At 64.8% G+C, this 16,083-nt stretch carries 20 protein-coding genes and 1 pseudogene; 8 read left to right on the top strand and 13 right to left on the bottom strand.

Annotated elements, in window-relative coordinates:
- Positions 1-10 precede the first annotated feature (10 nt).
- The 3 genes and pseudogenes from H7J73_RS34000 to H7J73_RS18230 all read left to right on the top strand — a co-directional run.
- A pseudogene (locus H7J73_RS34000) lies at positions 11-650 on the top strand (DDE-type integrase/transposase/recombinase); the annotation flags it as partial.
- A 375-nt stretch (positions 651-1,025) separates the two neighbouring features.
- A complete protein-coding gene (locus tag H7J73_RS18235; RefSeq protein WP_264068957.1) occupies positions 1,026-1,646 on the top strand; it encodes a hypothetical protein in 621 nt (206 codons plus the stop codon).
- A gap of 310 nt (positions 1,647-1,956) precedes the next feature.
- Entirely contained in the window at positions 1,957-2,442 is a 486-nt protein-coding gene (locus H7J73_RS18230; RefSeq protein WP_264068956.1) for a MarR family winged helix-turn-helix transcriptional regulator, read from the top strand.
- A gap of 418 nt (positions 2,443-2,860) precedes the next feature.
- Here H7J73_RS18230 and H7J73_RS18225 read toward each other — a convergent pair whose 3' ends face one another.
- The 8 genes from H7J73_RS18225 to H7J73_RS18190 all read right to left on the bottom strand — a co-directional run bounded on the left by H7J73_RS18225 (position 2,861) and on the right by H7J73_RS18190 (position 9,528).
- Positions 2,861-3,625: an endonuclease/exonuclease/phosphatase family protein gene (locus tag H7J73_RS18225; protein ID WP_264069284.1), complete on the bottom strand. Its 765-nt coding sequence runs from the start codon at positions 3,623-3,625 to the stop codon at positions 2,861-2,863.
- A gap of 94 nt (positions 3,626-3,719) precedes the next feature.
- Complete coding sequence (locus H7J73_RS18220; protein ID WP_264068955.1) at positions 3,720-6,074, bottom strand: glycoside hydrolase family 65 protein; 2,355 nt, start codon at positions 6,072-6,074, stop codon at positions 3,720-3,722.
- Complete coding sequence (locus tag H7J73_RS18215) at positions 6,071-6,820, bottom strand: beta-phosphoglucomutase family hydrolase (protein ID WP_264068954.1); 750 nt, start codon at positions 6,818-6,820, stop codon at positions 6,071-6,073. The genes H7J73_RS18220 and H7J73_RS18215 overlap by 4 nt, the downstream gene beginning before the upstream one ends.
- Before the next feature lie 98 nt (positions 6,821-6,918).
- On the bottom strand, positions 6,919-7,593 hold the full coding sequence (locus H7J73_RS18210; protein ID WP_264068953.1) for a phosphate signaling complex PhoU family protein: 675 nt from the start codon (positions 7,591-7,593) through the stop codon (positions 6,919-6,921).
- Between the two features lie 582 nt (positions 7,594-8,175).
- On the bottom strand, positions 8,176-8,436 hold the full coding sequence (locus H7J73_RS18205; protein ID WP_264068952.1) for a hypothetical protein: 261 nt from the start codon (positions 8,434-8,436) through the stop codon (positions 8,176-8,178).
- Entirely contained in the window at positions 8,430-8,813 is a 384-nt protein-coding gene (locus H7J73_RS18200; protein ID WP_264069283.1) for an FAD-dependent oxidoreductase, read from the bottom strand. Before H7J73_RS18200 ends, H7J73_RS18205 begins: the two co-directional genes overlap by 7 nt.
- A 40-nt stretch (positions 8,814-8,853) precedes the next feature.
- Positions 8,854-9,060 carry an FAD-dependent oxidoreductase gene (locus tag H7J73_RS18195; RefSeq protein ID WP_264068950.1) on the bottom strand — a complete coding sequence of 69 codons (207 nt, stop codon included), beginning with the start codon at positions 9,058-9,060 and terminating at the stop codon, positions 8,854-8,856.
- A 93-nt stretch (positions 9,061-9,153) separates the two neighbouring features.
- Positions 9,154-9,528 carry an STAS domain-containing protein gene (locus H7J73_RS18190; protein WP_264068948.1) on the bottom strand — a complete coding sequence of 125 codons (375 nt, stop codon included), beginning with the start codon at positions 9,526-9,528 and terminating at the stop codon, positions 9,154-9,156.
- A gap of 238 nt (positions 9,529-9,766) precedes the next feature.
- Between H7J73_RS18190 and H7J73_RS18185 the strand changes: the two genes are divergently transcribed.
- Positions 9,767-10,159, top strand: coding sequence for an STAS domain-containing protein (locus tag H7J73_RS18185; protein ID WP_435405526.1), 393 nt, complete (start codon positions 9,767-9,769; stop codon positions 10,157-10,159).
- An 18-nt stretch (positions 10,160-10,177) separates the two neighbouring features.
- Entirely contained in the window at positions 10,178-10,660 is a 483-nt protein-coding gene (locus H7J73_RS18180; protein ID WP_264068945.1) for an ATP-binding protein, read from the top strand.
- Positions 10,661-10,680: 20 nt separating this feature from the next.
- Here the strand turns inward: H7J73_RS18180 and H7J73_RS18175 are convergent, their stop codons facing one another.
- The 4 genes from H7J73_RS18175 to H7J73_RS33710 form a co-directional block, all read right to left on the bottom strand.
- Complete coding sequence (locus H7J73_RS18175; RefSeq protein WP_264068944.1) at positions 10,681-11,121, bottom strand: response regulator; 441 nt, start codon at positions 11,119-11,121, stop codon at positions 10,681-10,683.
- Positions 11,118-11,249, bottom strand: a complete 132-nt coding sequence (locus H7J73_RS18170; protein WP_264068943.1) for a hypothetical protein — start codon at positions 11,247-11,249, stop codon at positions 11,118-11,120. The genes H7J73_RS18175 and H7J73_RS18170 overlap by 4 nt, the downstream gene beginning before the upstream one ends.
- 24 nt (positions 11,250-11,273) lie before the next feature.
- Positions 11,274-11,429, bottom strand: coding sequence for a hypothetical protein (locus H7J73_RS18165; protein ID WP_264068942.1), 156 nt, complete (start codon positions 11,427-11,429; stop codon positions 11,274-11,276).
- Positions 11,430-11,505: 76 nt separating this feature from the next.
- A complete protein-coding gene (locus H7J73_RS33710; RefSeq protein ID WP_264068940.1) occupies positions 11,506-11,856 on the bottom strand; it encodes an STAS domain-containing protein in 351 nt (116 codons plus the stop codon).
- Between the two features lie 165 nt (positions 11,857-12,021).
- On the opposite strand from H7J73_RS33710, the gene H7J73_RS18155 reads away from it, so the two are divergent.
- Both H7J73_RS18155 and H7J73_RS18150 read left to right on the top strand, forming a co-directional pair.
- Positions 12,022-12,822 carry an alpha/beta fold hydrolase gene (locus H7J73_RS18155; protein ID WP_264069282.1) on the top strand — a complete coding sequence of 267 codons (801 nt, stop codon included), beginning with the start codon at positions 12,022-12,024 and terminating at the stop codon, positions 12,820-12,822.
- Positions 12,822-13,994, top strand: coding sequence for a PP2C family protein-serine/threonine phosphatase (locus H7J73_RS18150; RefSeq protein ID WP_264068939.1), 1,173 nt, complete (start codon positions 12,822-12,824; stop codon positions 13,992-13,994). The genes H7J73_RS18155 and H7J73_RS18150 overlap by 1 nt, the downstream gene beginning before the upstream one ends.
- 75 nt (positions 13,995-14,069) lie before the next feature.
- Here the strand turns inward: H7J73_RS18150 and H7J73_RS18145 are convergent, their stop codons facing one another.
- Complete coding sequence (locus tag H7J73_RS18145) at positions 14,070-14,759, bottom strand: HAD family hydrolase (protein ID WP_264069281.1); 690 nt, start codon at positions 14,757-14,759, stop codon at positions 14,070-14,072.
- 145 nt (positions 14,760-14,904) lie between these two features.
- On the opposite strand from H7J73_RS18145, the gene H7J73_RS18140 reads away from it, so the two are divergent.
- Entirely contained in the window at positions 14,905-16,080 is a 1,176-nt protein-coding gene (locus tag H7J73_RS18140; RefSeq protein WP_264068938.1) for an MFS transporter, read from the top strand.
- Positions 16,081-16,083 lie beyond the last annotated feature (3 nt).

Raw genomic sequence — 16,083 nt, 5'->3', positions numbered from 1 at the left:
TGAAGTGGAGCTGTCTAGGAACTGCTTCACCAACCAGGAGGCTTTCGCGTCCCATGCCAATGCTGCATTGACCCTCGCGCACGATTGACGCTCGCTCGGCTCGTCGTCGACATAGGCCTGGACCTACGCCGCAGTGGCCACGATGTTCTCGGTCGCCCAGCGGACCGCTAAGAATTGGGCCGTCAACGGCGAGCCCTTGCGGCGTTACGAGCACGGGCCGTCCCGGCTCACTGATCCACGTCGCTGTCACCGAGTTCGCCAACATCCCCGACGGCTACAGGCGCAGGTTTCCCAGCCGAGCGCAAAGCACACTCAACGCCCGGCAGACCGCCTATCGAACCGGCGATCGCGGCGATCCCGCCGAGAACTGACGCCCCAGGATCATCAATCACATTCATCCACAACGTGATTGATGATCACTCTCGGATGGCCTACGCCGCGATTCACTCCGACGAAGAGGTCGTCACCACGATCGCCGTGCTGCAGCGCGCCGTGGCGTGGTTCGCCGAGCACGGCGTCACCGTCGAGCGCGTCCTGTCCGACAACTAGCCGGCCTATCGCTGCTGCGACTGGTGCGACGCCTGCACCGACTGCACATCACCCACAAGGGCACCCGCGAGGATGGGCATAAGGCGCTCGCAGATGTTTGGCGGACGCGCATGAACCTTGCGCACAGGCTCGGAGGCAGTAGCCGGGATCGAACCCCAAGGGATAGTCGACGTCGACAAGGCGGCGCCCTCGATGGCGAACGGTGACACACCTGCCAGAGCGAACGTGCACCTCGACTGTTTGCGCAGTACCGCAGAGTGCACGTCCAAGATAATTCTGCAATCAATATCTTTGTGGAGATAGCTTTCTTTTACCAATTATCAACAATGAATAATAACTCCGGCGAATTACTAATAGCTGATAATGGATGCGACACTGCCACTAAAACGTGTTCAAAATGTGCCGTGAATTTCGGCGTAAGCGATATACATTTTATCCGCGGCGCGGCATCACGGCTACGTCGCTACCTTCACCCTATGGAGAAGAATATGCGATCAAATACGTCCACGCTGCTTCGTGCCGGAGCCATCACTCCGATGGCCCTTGCCGCCGCACTTTGTTTCGCCGGGACGGCACATGCAGCCGTCTCTGTGAACTGGAGTTGCCAGGCCTCCGTTGGGACATCGAGCCAGACGACGTCGGTCACCGGCACCGCGCCGAGCTCGGTAACCGCGGGTTCTCCCGTGGCCATTACCATTGCACCGGGTTCATCGACGGTTCCGTCATCTGTGCTCGGCTTTACTATCAATAACATCAACAACATGAAGATGATTATCCCGGTCCCGGCAAATTCGACATACGTCTCCTCCAGCGCAACCGGCGGTGGATCTTATCCGGGCTCGACGGCCCTCGTGGGTAGTAATGTCGTGCTTACCATTCCCGGCCCGATTCCCGGTGGCACGACATACACCCCGCCCTCCGTCACCATCAACGTGACGGCCACCGCTGCCGGCACGGTTACCAGCGCCTATGCGGGCACCAGTTACACCAACCCCGGTATGACCTTCAACACCAACCTTCCAGTTTTCGGTAACATCGCAACCTCGTGCTACCCGACGAGTCCTAATCCGACGCTCACCACCACGACTGTCACCTAACTCAGCAGTTCGGACAGACCAGCTGGTTAGTGCTGATCGGTTAGGCGGTGTGGGGAGGCTGGAGTCTCCCCACACCGTCTAGGTCAATTAACCGCGACCCCTCACACGTATCTGTCCGTCGACGGGGACACTCAACCCCGAATCAACAAACCCCGAGATCAAACCTCCAAAACACCGCCCACGCAACGCAATTTGGGTACAGTCGGGCTTGCGCCTCAATGGAAAACTGACTCGACCAGTCGGCGCAGGCCGCTTGCCCCCGTGTCGACTAAACGGCGCCAAGCCAGGTGTGGGGAGGTCTTTTCGTTCTATGTCAACCGAACTCTCTCGGATCGCCGTAGTGCTGAAAAAAGCAATGGAATCGCTTCATTCGTCCTTCGATGACGTGGCGCGTGAATTGGTGAGGGTGCTCGGCGTCAACCAGACAGATCGCCGGGCTCTGGAACTCATTCTCTGTGCGGGGGAGAAGGTCACGACGCCAGGACTTCTGGCCGATCAGCTCGGTCTCACTGCCGCCGGCACCACGATTGCGCTCGACCGCTTGGAGAAGCTGGGCTACGTCACTCGATCGCGACATCCGATCGATCACCGCCGAGTAATCGTGTTGGCCACAGATCTCGCCGCCCGCCGTGTCGCAGAATTGCTCTCTCCCCTGCTAGATCAGGCAGGCAAGGCGTTATTCAGCCATTACACCCCGGCGGAGCTTGCCCTGATCGTCGACTTCCTCACCCGCACAGACGAACTACAACAAGCTCATGTGAACCGAATGCGTGAACTAGATCCCTTCCCGCATTAGGAGTCATCATCGATCCCCAGAACCGCAGAAACTGCGGGGCGCGTTGGTCGATCGCCACCGACGACGATGAGATGCTGATTCCATCCGCGTCCTGGTCGTTAAACTGGTCAAACTCCCCAAGCTAAATCACCCCTTAAATATGGTTAATTGAATGTGCAACAAACTCTTCCAGTGTCAATGGTCATAGCTGATTCTCCCTCGGGATATCGCTACTAATTTGGTCCGTCGGGACGGAAACGGTAGCGGGTGAACGTGCGACTCGATCAGGTCGATGGTATTCACAACGCCCGCCGACCGCAGGGCCTTCTCTTGTCAATTCGTAATGCCGAATAGCTAACAGCAGTCGCACAGTGCGCAAATACGACCGTTCGGTCTGTTGCGAGGGGTGAACTGATCACCGAGCTGCGTCACCACTGAATCAGTGACGCTCCAGATCGACCACCAGGGGCCGGTGATCGGAGATGGGCATCAACGGTGTCTCGTAATTGCGGACGAAAAGCCCGGGGTCATCGGTCAGGATGTGGTCGAGTTGACGCTGCGGTTGTTCGGCGGGAAACGTCGGTGCTGCCGCGAGAGCGTGCAACCCCGACCATCGGCGCACAGCGGTCGGATTCAGATTGAGATCGCCGACGACGATGCGTGGACCCGGGAGGCCGCGGACATCGTTGATGATCCGGCGCAGTTGGCGCCGGTTCCACCCCGGGAAGAAGGACAGGTGGGTATTGACCACCGTCAGGGGGCCGACGGAGGTCTCGAATCGCGCGACGACGGCGGCTCGGGGTTCTTCGTCGACGACCATCACCCGGTTGGGACCGGGCAGAAACATCGGGAACCGGGCGGGGATACGCGGCAGGCGCAGCACCTGCCAGCTCGACGCCGGGAACCGGGAAAGCAGCGCGATCCCGTAGGCGGCCGCGCCGGGTTGTTCCTGTCCCGTCGCCGCGATCCAGGTCGCGCCAGGGGTGCCCGAAATCGCGGCCACGAAGCGGTGCGCCACCGCGCCCATCGCCTCAGCGGCCACCGCGGTCAAATCAGCCCGGCCGGAGCGCTCCTGATCAAGATCGACCTCCTGTAGCGCCAGGATGTCCGGATTCAGGCGCTGGATGCTGTCGCGGAGGCGGTCCGGGTCGACGATGTCGCCGACCGTTCGGCCATGCAGGATGTTGAAGGTCGCGACGCGCAGGACGATCACCTGATCTCGATGGTTCCGGGTTCGGTTCCAGTTGCCGCTGCCCCATTTTGATTCCGGCGTAGCGGCGTTGCCTCACGGCTGGGTCTCAGCCGGGCCGACGGCGCGGCTCCCGCCCGGGTGGCTGAGGGGGAGCGGGCAGCAGTGGAGTGCGGGAGACTACCGGCTTGGTCACCGGAGCGGAGGTGCTCAGTTCGAACTCCTCGTCGGCGTGCCGAAGCCGTAGGCGACCGTCCGGCCCGTCGCGCATGGTGTAGGTGACGCTGTCGTGGTCAACATCGACGGTCAGGCGAAAGCCTCTCCAGCGCAACCGGAATCGCAGGCGGGTGATGTCCTCGGGTAGACGCGGGTTGAAGCTCAGCACGCCCTCGCTGTCACGCAGTCCACCGAACCCCGCCACCAGTGCGGTCCATGCGCCGGCGAGCGCGGCCATGTGCAGCCCGTCGCGGGTGTTGTGATGCAGGTCGCGAAGGTCGACCAGGGCCGATTCTGCGGTGTAGTCGTGCGCCAGTTCGAGATGCCCGACCTCGGCGCACAGCACCGCCTGGGTGGCCGCCGACAACGACGAATCGCGGACGGTCCGTCGCTCGTAGTAGTCGACGTTCCTGGCCTTCTGTTCGTCGGTGAACTCATGACCGAGCCAGTGCATCGCCAACACCAGATCGGCCTGTTTGACCACCTGCGATGGATAGAGCCGGACGTACGGATAATGCAGCAGCAGAGGATATTTCGCGTCCTCGGTGAAGCGCCATTCACGCAGCCTGGTGAATCCTTCGCTCTGTTCGTGTACGTGCAGGCCCTCGTCGAACGGAATGTGGACCGCCTCGGCGGCATCGCGCCACGCGGCCATCTCCTCGGTGGTCACCTTCAGTTTGTCGGCGGCCTCGGGATGGCGGCCGCACGCCTGCGCTGCGATCCGAAGATTGTGCGCCGCCATCAGATTGGTGAAGACGTTGTCGCGCATCACCGCGGAGTATTCGTCGGGCCCCGTCACGCCGTCGATGTGCCAAACGCCGTACCTGTCGTGATGCCCCAGTGAGGCCCACAGCCGGGCCGTCTCGACGAGCACCTCCAGCCCACACTCGATTTCCAGCTTTACGTCTCCGGTGACGATGCGATAGCGCTCGAACGCCATCGCGATATCGGCGTTGACGTGCCAGGCGGCGGTACCGGCCGGCCAGTACGCCGAGCATTCCTGGCCGCAGATGGTCCGCCACGGGAAACTCGCGCCGGCCAGCGCCAGCTCCGCCGCCCGCTGTCGGGCCAGATCCAATGTCGAAGCGCGCCAACGCAATGCGTCAGCGGCGGCGTGCGGCGCGGTATAGGTCAGCACCGGCAGCACGAACCCCTCGGTATCCCAGAAGGCGTGACCGTCGTAGCCGGTTCCGGTCGGCCCTTTACCCGGGATCGCCCGGCGTTCGGCGCGGGCACTGGCCTGCAGAAGGTGGAACAGGCCGAACCGTACCGCCTGCTGGCATTCCGGGTCGCCCTCGACTTCGACGTCGGCGCTGTCCCAGAAGTCGTCGAGATACTCGCGCTGGGAATCCAGCAGTCCCTGCCAGCCGGTGTAGCGCGCACCGTCGATGGCCCCGGCGACCTGATCGCGCAGCGCGGGCCGTGATCGCAGGCTCGACCATCCATACGCCAGGAACTTGACGATCCGCAGCTGCTGCCCGGGCCGTAGCCCGCAGATGACTGTCGTGCGGGCCAGATCCTCGCCCGCCTCGGTCGTCACCTCCACTCGGCCCGGCACGTCGATGAGGTGGTCCATCGCGGCTGCCATCATCAGGCCACTGCCCCGGGTCCGGTGGATCAGCAGCGCCCGGTGATCGCCGTCGGCCTCATGCGCTACTGGCTCCAGCGGGCTGCTGAGCACGGCGGCGACCCGCGGGTCCGATGAGGGGCGGGGTTGATCCTCGTTGGTCACCAACTCCGATTGCACGGTGATGCGGGCGAAATCGCCGACGGCCTCCACGATGTACTCGATTGCGGCCACACTGCGGTGCACCAGGGACACCAGTCGGGTGGAGCGTACGATCACCGAACTCCCGGCCGGTGACCGCCAGGTGACACAGCGTGCCAGCGTTCCGGCCCGCAGATCCAGGATCCTCTCATGCTCCAGCAGTTCGCCGTATCGCACGTCGAACGGTTCGTCGTCGACCAGCAGCCGCAGCAGTTTCCCGTTGGTGACGTCGATCAGCGACTGGCCCTCTTCGGGATAGCTGTAGCCCGCCTCGGCGTACGGCAGCGGTCTTACCTCGTAGAACGAGTTCAGGTAGGTCCCGGGCAAGCCGTGAGGTTCCCCTTCGTCGAGGTTGCCCCGCAAACCGAGATGGCCGTTGGACAAGGCGAAGACCGACTCGGATTGGGCGAGCAGGTCCAGGTTGAGTTCGGTCTCCCGGACCTGCCATGGCTCGACCGGGAACGCGCTGTCGGGGATCATCGCGGCGCCAGCAGATCGGCGAGATCTTTGACGACGATGTCTGCACCGTTGTCCCGCAACGCTTCTGCATGCCCGATCCGATCCACACCGACCACCACACCGAAGTGGCCGGCTCGTCCGGCCTGCACGCCGGACAGCGCATCTTCGAACACCGCGGCGTGAGCGGGCTCCACGTGCAGCAGCTGGGCGGCTCGCAGATAGGTGTCCGGTGCCGGCTTACCCGGCAGGTTCTCGGTGCGGATGGTCACCCCGTCGACCCGGCACTGAACGAACTTCTCCAGGTCCGCTATCCGAAGCACCTCTTCGGTGTTGGCACTGGAAGACACCACGGCCACGGGGAGTCCGACATCGGTCACCGCCTCAAGGTAGCGCCGGGAGCCGTCGAAGACTTCGACACCGTCACGGTGCAACGAGATCTGGAACAGATCATTCTTGCGATTGGCCAGCCCGTGGACCGACTCGGCGCCCGAGTCGTCGTCGGGATCACCATCGGGCAGCGTGATGCCCCGGCTCTGCAGAAAACTGCGGACACCGTCGTCGCGCGTCTTGCCGTCGACATACTGCGGATAGTCGCTGTCCGCGGAGAATTCGCGGAACGGTTCGCCAGCCGATTTCGCCCGCTGAGCCAGGTAATCGTCGAACATCGTCTTCCAGGCCCGTCGGTGAACCGACGCGGTATCGGTCAGCACACCGTCCAGATCGAACAGGCAGACCGCTATGCCATCAGGCAAGCCCAGCACCCGCATACCTCGTTTCGTCGGCCGATGTCGCCGGGCGCATACCCGCTGACCCCGTCGGAGTAATCCTGGCCGAGCCTTCCGCGAAATGACCGGTGCGGCCGAAGTCAGCTCGTCGCCGACACGGCTTCCACCGAGTGGGCGTGCTCGCCCGTTACGGAGAACACCACGCGTCCTGCGATATCGCTGAGATGGTCGGCGAATCGGCCGTAGAACCGGCCGAGCAGCACGAGGTCGGCGGCCACCGTCGGGCCGTGAGCCCAACGGGGGTCGGTGACCAGAGCGAACAACTCACGGTGCAGCCGATCCATCGGACCGTCTTCATCGGCGGCGATGCCGAGGGCGGCCTGCGCATCGCTGGTGCTGACGGCGGCCTGCACCTCGTCGGCCTGGCTCAGGGCGACGCTCGCCATGGCGTCGATGTGAACAAGCCCCTCCGCGGGGACGGCCGGTAGCGGCCGGTGCCTGCGGGCGAGTTTGTCCACGTTGTTGGCGAGCCCGCCCATCCGGGCGGCCGCAGCGGCCATCGGGATGGCGGACACCACGATACGAAGGTCATGAGCGACCGGCGCCTGCAGGGCCAACAAGCTCATCACGCTGCGGTCCACCTCCGCGTGCAGCTGGTCGAGACGCTGCAGGTGTGGGGCCACCCGCCGGGAAGATCGGTCGTCAAGGTGGACCAACGACGCGGAAGCGCACTGCATGGTGGTGCGGGCGACAGCGCACATGTCACCCAGGTCTGCGGTCAACCGGTCGAGCTCGGCGCGGAAAGCGGTGCGCATGGCCACTCCTCTGCTCCGGCGCCTCATGATGCGGCGTCCGGTTACCCAAATTAACGCCAGGGTAATCACTGTTGCGACGGCGGGTGTCGCACCCGCGCCGTCAGGAATACGTATAACCTCAGGCGGCGCTGGCGTCGCCCGTTGTCGCAGGATCAGCCGTCGTGGGGAATTGCGTGTCGGTTCCGCCGAATAGGCGAAGCGCGGGATCGCCGAACAAACTGACATCAGCGGGCAGCGATGGCGCGTTGGGTTGAGTGTCCATGGTGGGGCTGGTGGGCCGTCGTGGTCAGATCAGCCGTCAGGTCAGACGGCGCCAGCTGTGTCGACCGTGGCGGTCGGGCAGGACGAGCACGCGGAACTGTCGAGATCGAATTGTCCGCAGGTGGGGCAGATGAAAGGAATCATGGGCAGGGCCTTCGGCTAGCGGTCCGACGCCGACGTGCTGCGACGTTACTGGTCTGTACCCCTGGAATTTTCAGTCGAAACGTGACGAAGTCGGTTCGTTGCGAGGTGTCTTTTCGCGGCCCGGTCAAAGACGAACTGATCTCCAAGATTCGCAACAGCTGACCGCCGCCCATGGCCTCACTGCTTCAGCGGCACCGGGGCGGCCTTGCGCTCAGCGATCAGGCGTTCGCCCAGATCGTAGTCGGCGTCGGCGTCGGCGTCGGCGTTGTAGGTCAGCACTCCCACGGCGACGCCGGCGGTCTCATACCAGACGGTGAAGCCGTCGCCCCAGGCCTGGTACTTCAGGTCGGCCTCGCCGATAGTGGACCAAAAGCCCGGTACCCGAGACCATTTCGCGGATTGTCCGGCAGCGTAGATCCCGTCGACAGAGGTCAGCATGTCGGCGCCCACCGCGACCCCGCCGACGTAACGTACCCCCGCAACCTCCAATAGCGGACGGATGCGCGTACCCGCCTCGGCGCCAAGCCTTTTCGCCTGCGGTACCGCGTGGGGGCGATCAGTGTGGTGTTCAGGCCGTGCATCGCCAGCGATGCCGCCGCTTCACACCCGATGAAACCCGCGCCGATCACCACCGCGGAACGGGCTTGTCGGCTCGCCCCGCGCAGCTTCACCGCGTCCGCCAGCGACCGCAGCTGCAATGGGATGTCCCCGCCGGGCACGGGAAGTGGCGTGGGACCGCTGCCGCAGGCCAGCACCAGGACGCGATACGGCAGCCGCGCCGCGCCGGCCGTGACAGTGCGGTCGCTGGGATGGATAGCGTCGACCGGTCCGGTGTGGCGGATCTCGATACGACGGTCACTGAACCATTGCGCGTCGTGCAGTGCGACGTCCTCGGTGTCCCCCGCGCAGGTAGTCCTTGCTCAACGGTGGCCTGGCGTACGGCAGGTGGGGATCGTCGGTCACGATCGTCACCGGCAGGTCGGCATTGTGTTCGCGAAAGGCCTCTGCGGCGCTGACCCCGGCGGGCCCGCTGCCGATGACGATCAATCCGGATTCGGTCATGTCCCGCGGTTACCCGATGGGTGACACTTCACACCCGGGTACGTGGGGTCCCTCGGGCGGGCCGCCGGCCCAGGTAGCCACGTACGTAGATACCTACGCAGCCAGGCGCAGAAGGGCCTCGTTCAACGTCGGATACACCGAGATGAGCTCGGTCAGGCCGATCAGGATCATCGGCCTGGCAGTGATCGGGCCCTCGGCGACAACCAGAAACTCGGTTTCCGGGCTCTTCCCGTCGTGGGCGTCGATGAGTACCCGCATGCCGTGCGATGCCAGGAAATCCACCTCGGTGAGGTCGACGATCAGCGCGGACGGATGCGCGGCCAGCGCAGATTCGATCGCGGCCTGGAGCTTCGGCATTGTCAACATGTCGACAGTCCCGATCACGGCAAGCACCGCGGTGCTCCCCGACCAGGTCTGGTCGACGGTGCAGTCGGACAGCGGAGCATGGGTCAAAGAAGGATCGGACATTGGTACCTCGCAAAAGTTCAGCCGGGTGATGCAGAAGCGCCGGGGACTCACAGGGCTATATGGCTGAACCGGGCAAGTGATTGCGCACTGCAAGTCTAGCAGCGGCAAAATGGTGGGCGCGAACTTCTGCGCCGCGGAGTCACGGCAGCCTGTGGTCGAGGGCTGTCGAAGTGAGTGCAGACGCAGCTGTGGTAATTGTTGGCGAACCCGGGAGCGTCCGGCAAGAAGGAGATCAAGCATGGTCGACGAGGCTGCTGAGCCTGACCGCCAACGACCGTCCGAGCCAGGTGGGTGCGCTCTGGCTACCGACTGGGTCGGTCGCGTAGCTGTGGTGAGCGCTGCGGGAACCGTGGATGTGCTGACCGCACCGCAGCTGACCGAAGCGGTCGACGCGTTGGTGCCGCAGACACCGACTGCCGTAATCGTCGACCTCACGGCCGTCGAATTTCTCGCCTCGGCCGGCATGAGTGCGCTCATCGATGCCCGCGAAAAGGTGGCCGGCTTCGCCCATTTCGGTGTGGTCGCCGCAGGGCCGGTGACCAGTCGTCCGATGAAACTGGTCGGACTGCACGAGGTCATCTCGATGTACGAAACGCTGGACGACGCGATGAAGGGCGCCGGCGATGAGTGACCACCGTCCGATGTGGGTATGCCGCTCGCACTTATGAACCACTCGGACGATTCTCGAACCCCTCCGAAGGCGATTGACGCGTCTCAATTCGCCTGGGAGCAGGCTGCTGCGGACCCGATGACGGCGGCGCGGGTCCGCACTGAGTTGGGGACCTGGTTGCGCACCCGATTCGCCGACGACGAGCGGGTCGACGACATCCTGCTGGCCGTGTATGAAGCGTTCGCCAACGCCGCCGAATACGCCTATCTGGAGCACGCTGCGCCAGGCACCGTCGACGTTCTGGCGAGAATCGATCCTCAGGCGAACACGTTGACCGTCACCGTCACCGACCATGGACACTGGAGACAGCCCCGCATCGATCACACCGACCCGGCGCACCAGTTGCGCGGCCGGGGCATCCCGTTGATGAAGGCACTCGCCAGCGAGGCATCGATCCGGACGACAGGGCTAGGCACCCAGGTCCAGCTGACCTGGCGGCATCTGTTGGGAGCAACCTCGTAACGTGCGGCCGGAACGCCCGCTCACCGCGGCGGAAGACGGACCACCTGGACGAAGAACTGATCGATCTGGCGGACGGCGTTCAAGAACTGATCGAGGTCGACCGGCTTGGTGACATAGGCGTTGGCGTGCAACTTGTAACTGCGCAGAATGTCCTCTTCTGCCGATGACGTGGTCAAGACGACCACCGGGATGTGTCGCAGCTCGGCATCGGATTTGATCGCTTCGAGCAGTTGCCGTCCGTTGTACTTCGGCAGGTTCAGATCGAGCAGAATCAGGTCGGGCCGGACGGCATCGGCGAACTGGCCGCGCCGGAAAAGGAAATCCAGCCCCTCCTGACCGTCGTGCGCGACGTGCAGATTGTTCGCAATCTTGTTGTGCTCGAATGCTTCTCGGGTGATCAGTTCGTCGCCGGGATCGTCTTCTATCAGAAGTACGTCGATCGCTTCACCGGGCGGTCTCATCCGATCGGATACCCCACGTCAGTCGTCGTCACTGTCGGTGCCATCGCTTTCATCGGCTTTGGTGTCGTCACCATCATCGTCGGCATCGTCGTCGTTTTGCGGCGCCGCGCCGCCGACCGCCGTGTCATCGCCGTCCTCGCTCTCTTGCGCAGCTACGACTCATCGGCGATCTGGCGGCGGGTCTCGTGCCCGCCGGGTGCGTTCGGATCGTCGCTCTGATGATCCAATTGGTCCTGCAGCTCGCGCTGTTCCGCCGTCGCCTTGGTCGCGTCTTTCGGCGTCGGTGGGGGAGTGTTGGTCTGTTCCATGCCAGAGCCTCCGAGCGTCGTGGTTATCAAGAACCAGAGTCTCCACATTCGCGCCCGGCGAAACCCAGGCCTCGGGTCAGGAGTCGGCGTTCGCCTCGAGCGCGTCCTGCAGCTGGGGGAAGAGCCGGATGATCGAATCGATCGACATCAGCTTGAGAGGCCTGCTGGTGGTCGGACCGTCGGCGACGACCGCGAACCCGGCATTGACCTTCGACGTGACGTACTCGTGCGCCGATACCAGCACCGTGATCCCGGCGGATGCCAGGAACTCCACTGCGGAAAGGTCGATGATCATCACCGACGGCTGTTCGGCGGACACGTCGAGAATCTTCTCGGTCAACTGCGGTGCGGTCAGCGCGTCGATATCCCCGCGAACCGATAGCACCGCAGTCCGTCCAACCCAAGTCTGCTCGACCCCGAATGCCACGCGAACCTCACTTTGTGCACATACCCACCGTGTTTGTGGGCGCGGACCGGCGGCTGTCAGCTCAACCCCAGGCGAAACGATGTTGGCCAGCCTATCGGAGCCGGATAGGGCGCTGTTTTTCCGAGCGATGCAGTCACCGGCATGCCGAGTGGGAGGATCGACACCGTGGATGTGTACACCCGCAACAACGTCAGGATCGTCGGGGTCGAGGACGGTCCGGTCGTCATGCTGGCGCATGGTTTCGGGTGCGACCAGAACCTGTGGCGGCTGGTGACGCAGCGATTGGCCCCGATGTTCCGGATCGTGCTCTTCGACCACGTCGGGGCAGGTGCATCGGACCCGTCGGCGTGGGACGCCGAGCGTTACAGCTCACTGCTGGGGTACGCGTCGGACGTCGTGGACATCGTGCGGGAGCTCGATCTGCGCGACGTCGTCTACGTGGGGCATTCCGTTGCGGCGATGATCGGGGTGCTCGCCGTGACGGCCGAACCGGACCGTTTCGCCAAGCTGGTGCTGCTGACTCCCTCGCCGCGCTACCTCGACGACGACGGTTATCGCGGCGGCTTCTCCCGTGCCGATATCGACGAGTTACTGGACTCCCTGGAGAGCAACTACCTCGGGTGGTCGCAGTCGATGGCGCCGAACATCATGGGCACCCCCGACCGGCCGGAACTCGGCCAGGAGCTGACCGACAGCTTCTGCCGGACGGACCCCGCCAAGGCGCTGGTGTTCGCGCGCACCACGTTCCTGTCGGACAACCGGGCCGACCTGCTCCGCGTCCCGGTGCCATCCCTGGTCATCGAGTGCGCACACGACACGCTGGCGCCCCGCGAGGTCGGCGCCTACGTACACGAGCAGATCCCCGACAGCACACTGATCACCCTCGACGCGACGGGCCACTGCCCCCACCTGAGCGCCCCGCAGGCGACCGCGGCCGCCATCGCCGCGTTCGCCGGCCAGGCCTGATGCCGAGCAGCGTTGACGTCGACATCGAGGACTACTACGAGAATGCGCCGTGTGGCCACGTGCTCGTCTGGCCGGACGGCCGGATAGCGCGGATCAACGCGACGATGGCCGACTGGCTGGGGCAGGACCGGGCGGCCCTCCTGGGCATTCCGTTCACCGACCTGCTCACCGTCGGTGCTCGCATTCACTACGAGACCCACTTCAGCCCACTGCTGCACACGCAGCACCAGATCAGCGGGATCGCGGTGGATCTGGTCGCCGCTGACAACACCCGACTACCGGTGTTCGTCACTGCCAACGTCAAAACAGGGGACGACGGAACTCCGGTCCTGGTGCGGATCACGGCGCAGGACGCGCGGGATCGCCGCTCCTATGAGCGGGAACTGTTGGAGGCGCGTCAACGGGCCGAGCATGAACAAGCCCGGGTGCAGGTGCTGGCGACGACGCTGCAGCGCTCCCTACTCCCGCCGATCCTGTTCCCGCCCGACGGCCTGGAGACCGCCGCCTACTACCACCCGGAATCCGACGACGAGGTGGGCGGTGACTTCTACGACCTCTTTCCGCTGTCATCGGGCAAATGGGGTTTCTTCCTCGGCGATGTGTCGGGCAAGGGGCCCGGTGCGGCCGCGGTGACATCGCTGACGCGGTACACGCTGCGGGCTGCTGCGGTCTTCGACGATGATCCGGTCGCGGTGCTGCAGAATCTGAACACCGTGTTGAGGCCGGAATTCCATGGTGACGATCCTCGGTTCTGTACCGTCATCTTCGGCGTTCTGAGCAAGGTGGACAACGGTTTTGGCGTGGACATGGCCGCGGGCGGTCATCCGCCGGCGTTGGTACTGAACGCCGACGGCACCGCGCGCTATATCGAGACCGAAGGCGGTCATCCCATCGGTCTCCTCCCGAGCCCCCGCTTCGTTTCCCGCCAGTTCCATCTCGGTCCCGGCGACACCCTGGTGCTGTATACCGATGGGCTGACCGAGGCCCGCACGGGTGTAGGCGCCACGCGCTATGACGATGACAATGCGCTGCTGTCTTTCGCGGGCGACCATGCGCCCTGCAGCGCGACGGAGATCGTAAGTGCTTTGCACGCACTGCTGGTGGGGTTCGGCAGCGGGCTGCAGGACGATGCTGCGGTGCTGGCGCTCGGGGTGCCTCCGACCGCTGGCTGAGTAGCGCAGCGGTATCGGGTGACAAATCGGTCGAGCGGTAAGGAAGCCGCCGGCCCCCTGCTGGCCGCGCTCCGGTCAGCGGCCGCCTGACAGCAGCTGCCCGATCGGGCTGTCCTCTATCTGCGCGCAGAGTGCGAGGGCATTCTCGAAAACGGCGCTGGCACCGGCTTCTTCGAGCTCAGCGCGGGATATGCCGCCGCTGAGCACCCCGATACTCCGGACCCCGGCGCGGCCGCTCGCCTCGGCATCCCACACGGCGTCGCCGACGAACACCGCCCGGCCCGCAGAGACCCCGGCTCGGTCAAGGGCGACTTCGACGATGTCGGGTCGAGGTTTTGCGGCCGCGACGTCGCCGGACGACGTCGCGGTGGATATCACGTCATCACGGTCGAGAACCTTACGCAGGGTTGCCAATTCATCTCCGGGAGCTGAAGTGGCCAGCACCACCTGCAGGCCCAGCGACGCCACCCGGTCCAGAAGTTCGCGGGCACCCGGCAGGGGTCGCAGCGCAGACGTGCTCTCCTGGTAGTACTGCGAGTGCAGGTCCGTCAACCGCTCGGCCACCTCGTCGTCCGCGCCGCCGGAGAGCGATGAGATCAATTCGGCTCCGTCCATGCCGATGGACCGGTGGATCCGCCAGGTCTCCACCGGGATGGCGACTTCGGCGAAGGCTCGTGCCCACGCGTGGACGTGTAGGTAGTTCGAGTCGACCAGGGTGCCGTCGACGTCGAACAAAACCGCTGGGGCTCGCTGTTCTTCGGTCACCGTTGCACAGGTGCCCCGGCCGGTGCGATCCCAAACGTCGATGTCGTGGCCGAGTCGGACGAGGCGGGTATCGGCGGGCTTCTGGCGTAATCTCCTGGGGGCGCCAACCGGGCCCGAACTGGCGATGATGTGGGGAACTCGAGTCATGGTCACCGAAGCCGACCAGCTTCGTCGCCTGGTGCGTGCCCGCGCGGCCGTGTTCTGCCTGTTTGCGTCGTTCGGGCTGGTGACCGCCACCTGGGCGGTGCATCTACCGTCGGTCAAGCAAACCACCGGCATTTCCACGTCGCTGCTGGGCGTCATCCTGTTGATGCTCGGCGCGGGCGCGCTGGTCGGCATGCAGGTCAGCGGCAAACTCGTCGACCGGTTCGGCAGCGGCCCCGTCGGCGTCCTGGGTGTCGCGGGAATGGCGCTGGCACTGCTGGTTCCGCTGGCGGCGGGCACCTGGCCATGGGCGGCGGCGGGCGCGGTGCTCCTCGGCTTCGCGACAGGTACCGCCGAAGTCGGGATGAATGCCGCCGCAGTCGACGTCGAGCGTGACTACGGCCGGCCGATCATGGCGGCGTTTCATGCGGTGTTCTCCATCGGCACCGTCCTCGGCGCGCTGCTCGGCGCAGCCGGTTTCGCCCTCGCTGCAGGGGTTTTCGCGACGGGACTAGTGATCGCGGTCATCGCACTCGTGGTGGTCGGGCTGGCTGCGGTGATCCTGCTGCGCCGTCGGACCCCGTCGTCCAGTGCGCAGGCTGAGGATGCCGAATTTGGCGACGACGACGCACCGCCCCGCCGCCGGGTCGTGATCCTCGGCGTCCTCGCGTTTCTTCTTCTGATGGCGGAGGGCTCGGCGATGGATTGGAGCAGTCTGCACGCTCAGCAGCATCTCGGCGCGAGCCCGTCGATCGGTTCGTTGGCGTTGGGCGGCTTCGTCGCGGCGATGACTGTGGTGCGCTTCACCATCGACCGGATCGTGGAGCGGGTCGGGCCGGTGCAGGTGGTGCGCTGGTGCGCGTCGACTGCCGCGGCGGGGTTCGCGATCGTGATGGCCTCGCCGTTCCTGGCGCTGACCCTCGTCGGCTGGGTGGTGGTCGGCCTCGGGCTGTCCGGCGGTGTGCCTCAGGTGTTCACCGCCGCAGGCAACGTGGGGGGTGGCTCGGGACGCGTGCTGTCAAGGGTGGTCGGCACCGGCTACCTGGCCGTCCTGGCCGGGCCTGGCGTCATCGGTTGGCTGGCCGACTGCGTCTCTTTGAACACCGCGTTCGCGCTACCACTGTGCGGGGTGCTGATCTGTGCGGGAATGGCGCGTGCCGTCGCCCCTCGCCGATAGTCG

This window comes from Mycolicibacterium komossense, assembly GCF_025822605.1.
Taxonomy (GTDB): Bacteria; Actinomycetota; Actinomycetes; order Mycobacteriales; family Mycobacteriaceae; genus Mycobacterium; species Mycobacterium komossense.
Note: the sequence above shows the minus strand (reverse complement) of the source record. Positions and strands in the feature narration are given on the sequence as shown.

Bases quoted from the DNA above. Each gene is read 5' to 3' on its own strand.
- H7J73_RS18180 (WP_264068945.1), top strand. From the start codon at position 10,178: ATGCCGCTCGCACTTATGAACCACTCGGACGATTCTCGAACCCCTCCG.
- H7J73_RS18140 (WP_264068938.1), top strand. From the start codon at position 14,905: ATGGTCACCGAAGCCGACCAGCTTCGTCGCCTGGTGCGTGCCCGCGCG.
- H7J73_RS18210 (WP_264068953.1), bottom strand. From the start codon at position 7,593: ATGCGCACCGCTTTCCGCGCCGAGCTCGACCGGTTGACCGCAGACCTG.
- H7J73_RS18150 (WP_264068939.1), top strand. From the start codon at position 12,822: ATGCCGAGCAGCGTTGACGTCGACATCGAGGACTACTACGAGAATGCG.
- H7J73_RS18190 (WP_264068948.1), bottom strand. From the start codon at position 9,528: ATGTCCGATCCTTCTTTGACCCATGCTCCGCTGTCCGACTGCACCGTC.
- H7J73_RS18175 (WP_264068944.1), bottom strand. From the start codon at position 11,121: ATGAGACCGCCCGGTGAAGCGATCGACGTACTTCTGATAGAAGACGAT.
- H7J73_RS18230 (WP_264068956.1), top strand. From the start codon at position 1,957: ATGTCAACCGAACTCTCTCGGATCGCCGTAGTGCTGAAAAAAGCAATG.
- H7J73_RS18235 (WP_264068957.1), top strand. From the start codon at position 1,026: ATGGAGAAGAATATGCGATCAAATACGTCCACGCTGCTTCGTGCCGGA.
- H7J73_RS18195 (WP_264068950.1), bottom strand. From the start codon at position 9,060: ATGACCGAATCCGGATTGATCGTCATCGGCAGCGGGCCCGCCGGGGTC.
- H7J73_RS18215 (WP_264068954.1), bottom strand. From the start codon at position 6,820: ATGCGGGTGCTGGGCTTGCCTGATGGCATAGCGGTCTGCCTGTTCGAT.
- H7J73_RS18220 (WP_264068955.1), bottom strand. From the start codon at position 6,074: ATGATCCCCGACAGCGCGTTCCCGGTCGAGCCATGGCAGGTCCGGGAG.
- H7J73_RS18170 (WP_264068943.1), bottom strand. From the start codon at position 11,249: ATGACACGGCGGTCGGCGGCGCGGCGCCGCAAAACGACGACGATGCCG.
- H7J73_RS18205 (WP_264068952.1), bottom strand. From the start codon at position 8,436: ATGCTGACCTCTGTCGACGGGATCTACGCTGCCGGACAATCCGCGAAA.
- H7J73_RS18165 (WP_264068942.1), bottom strand. From the start codon at position 11,429: ATGGAACAGACCAACACTCCCCCACCGACGCCGAAAGACGCGACCAAG.
- H7J73_RS18185 (WP_435405526.1), top strand. From the start codon at position 9,767: ATGGTCGACGAGGCTGCTGAGCCTGACCGCCAACGACCGTCCGAGCCA.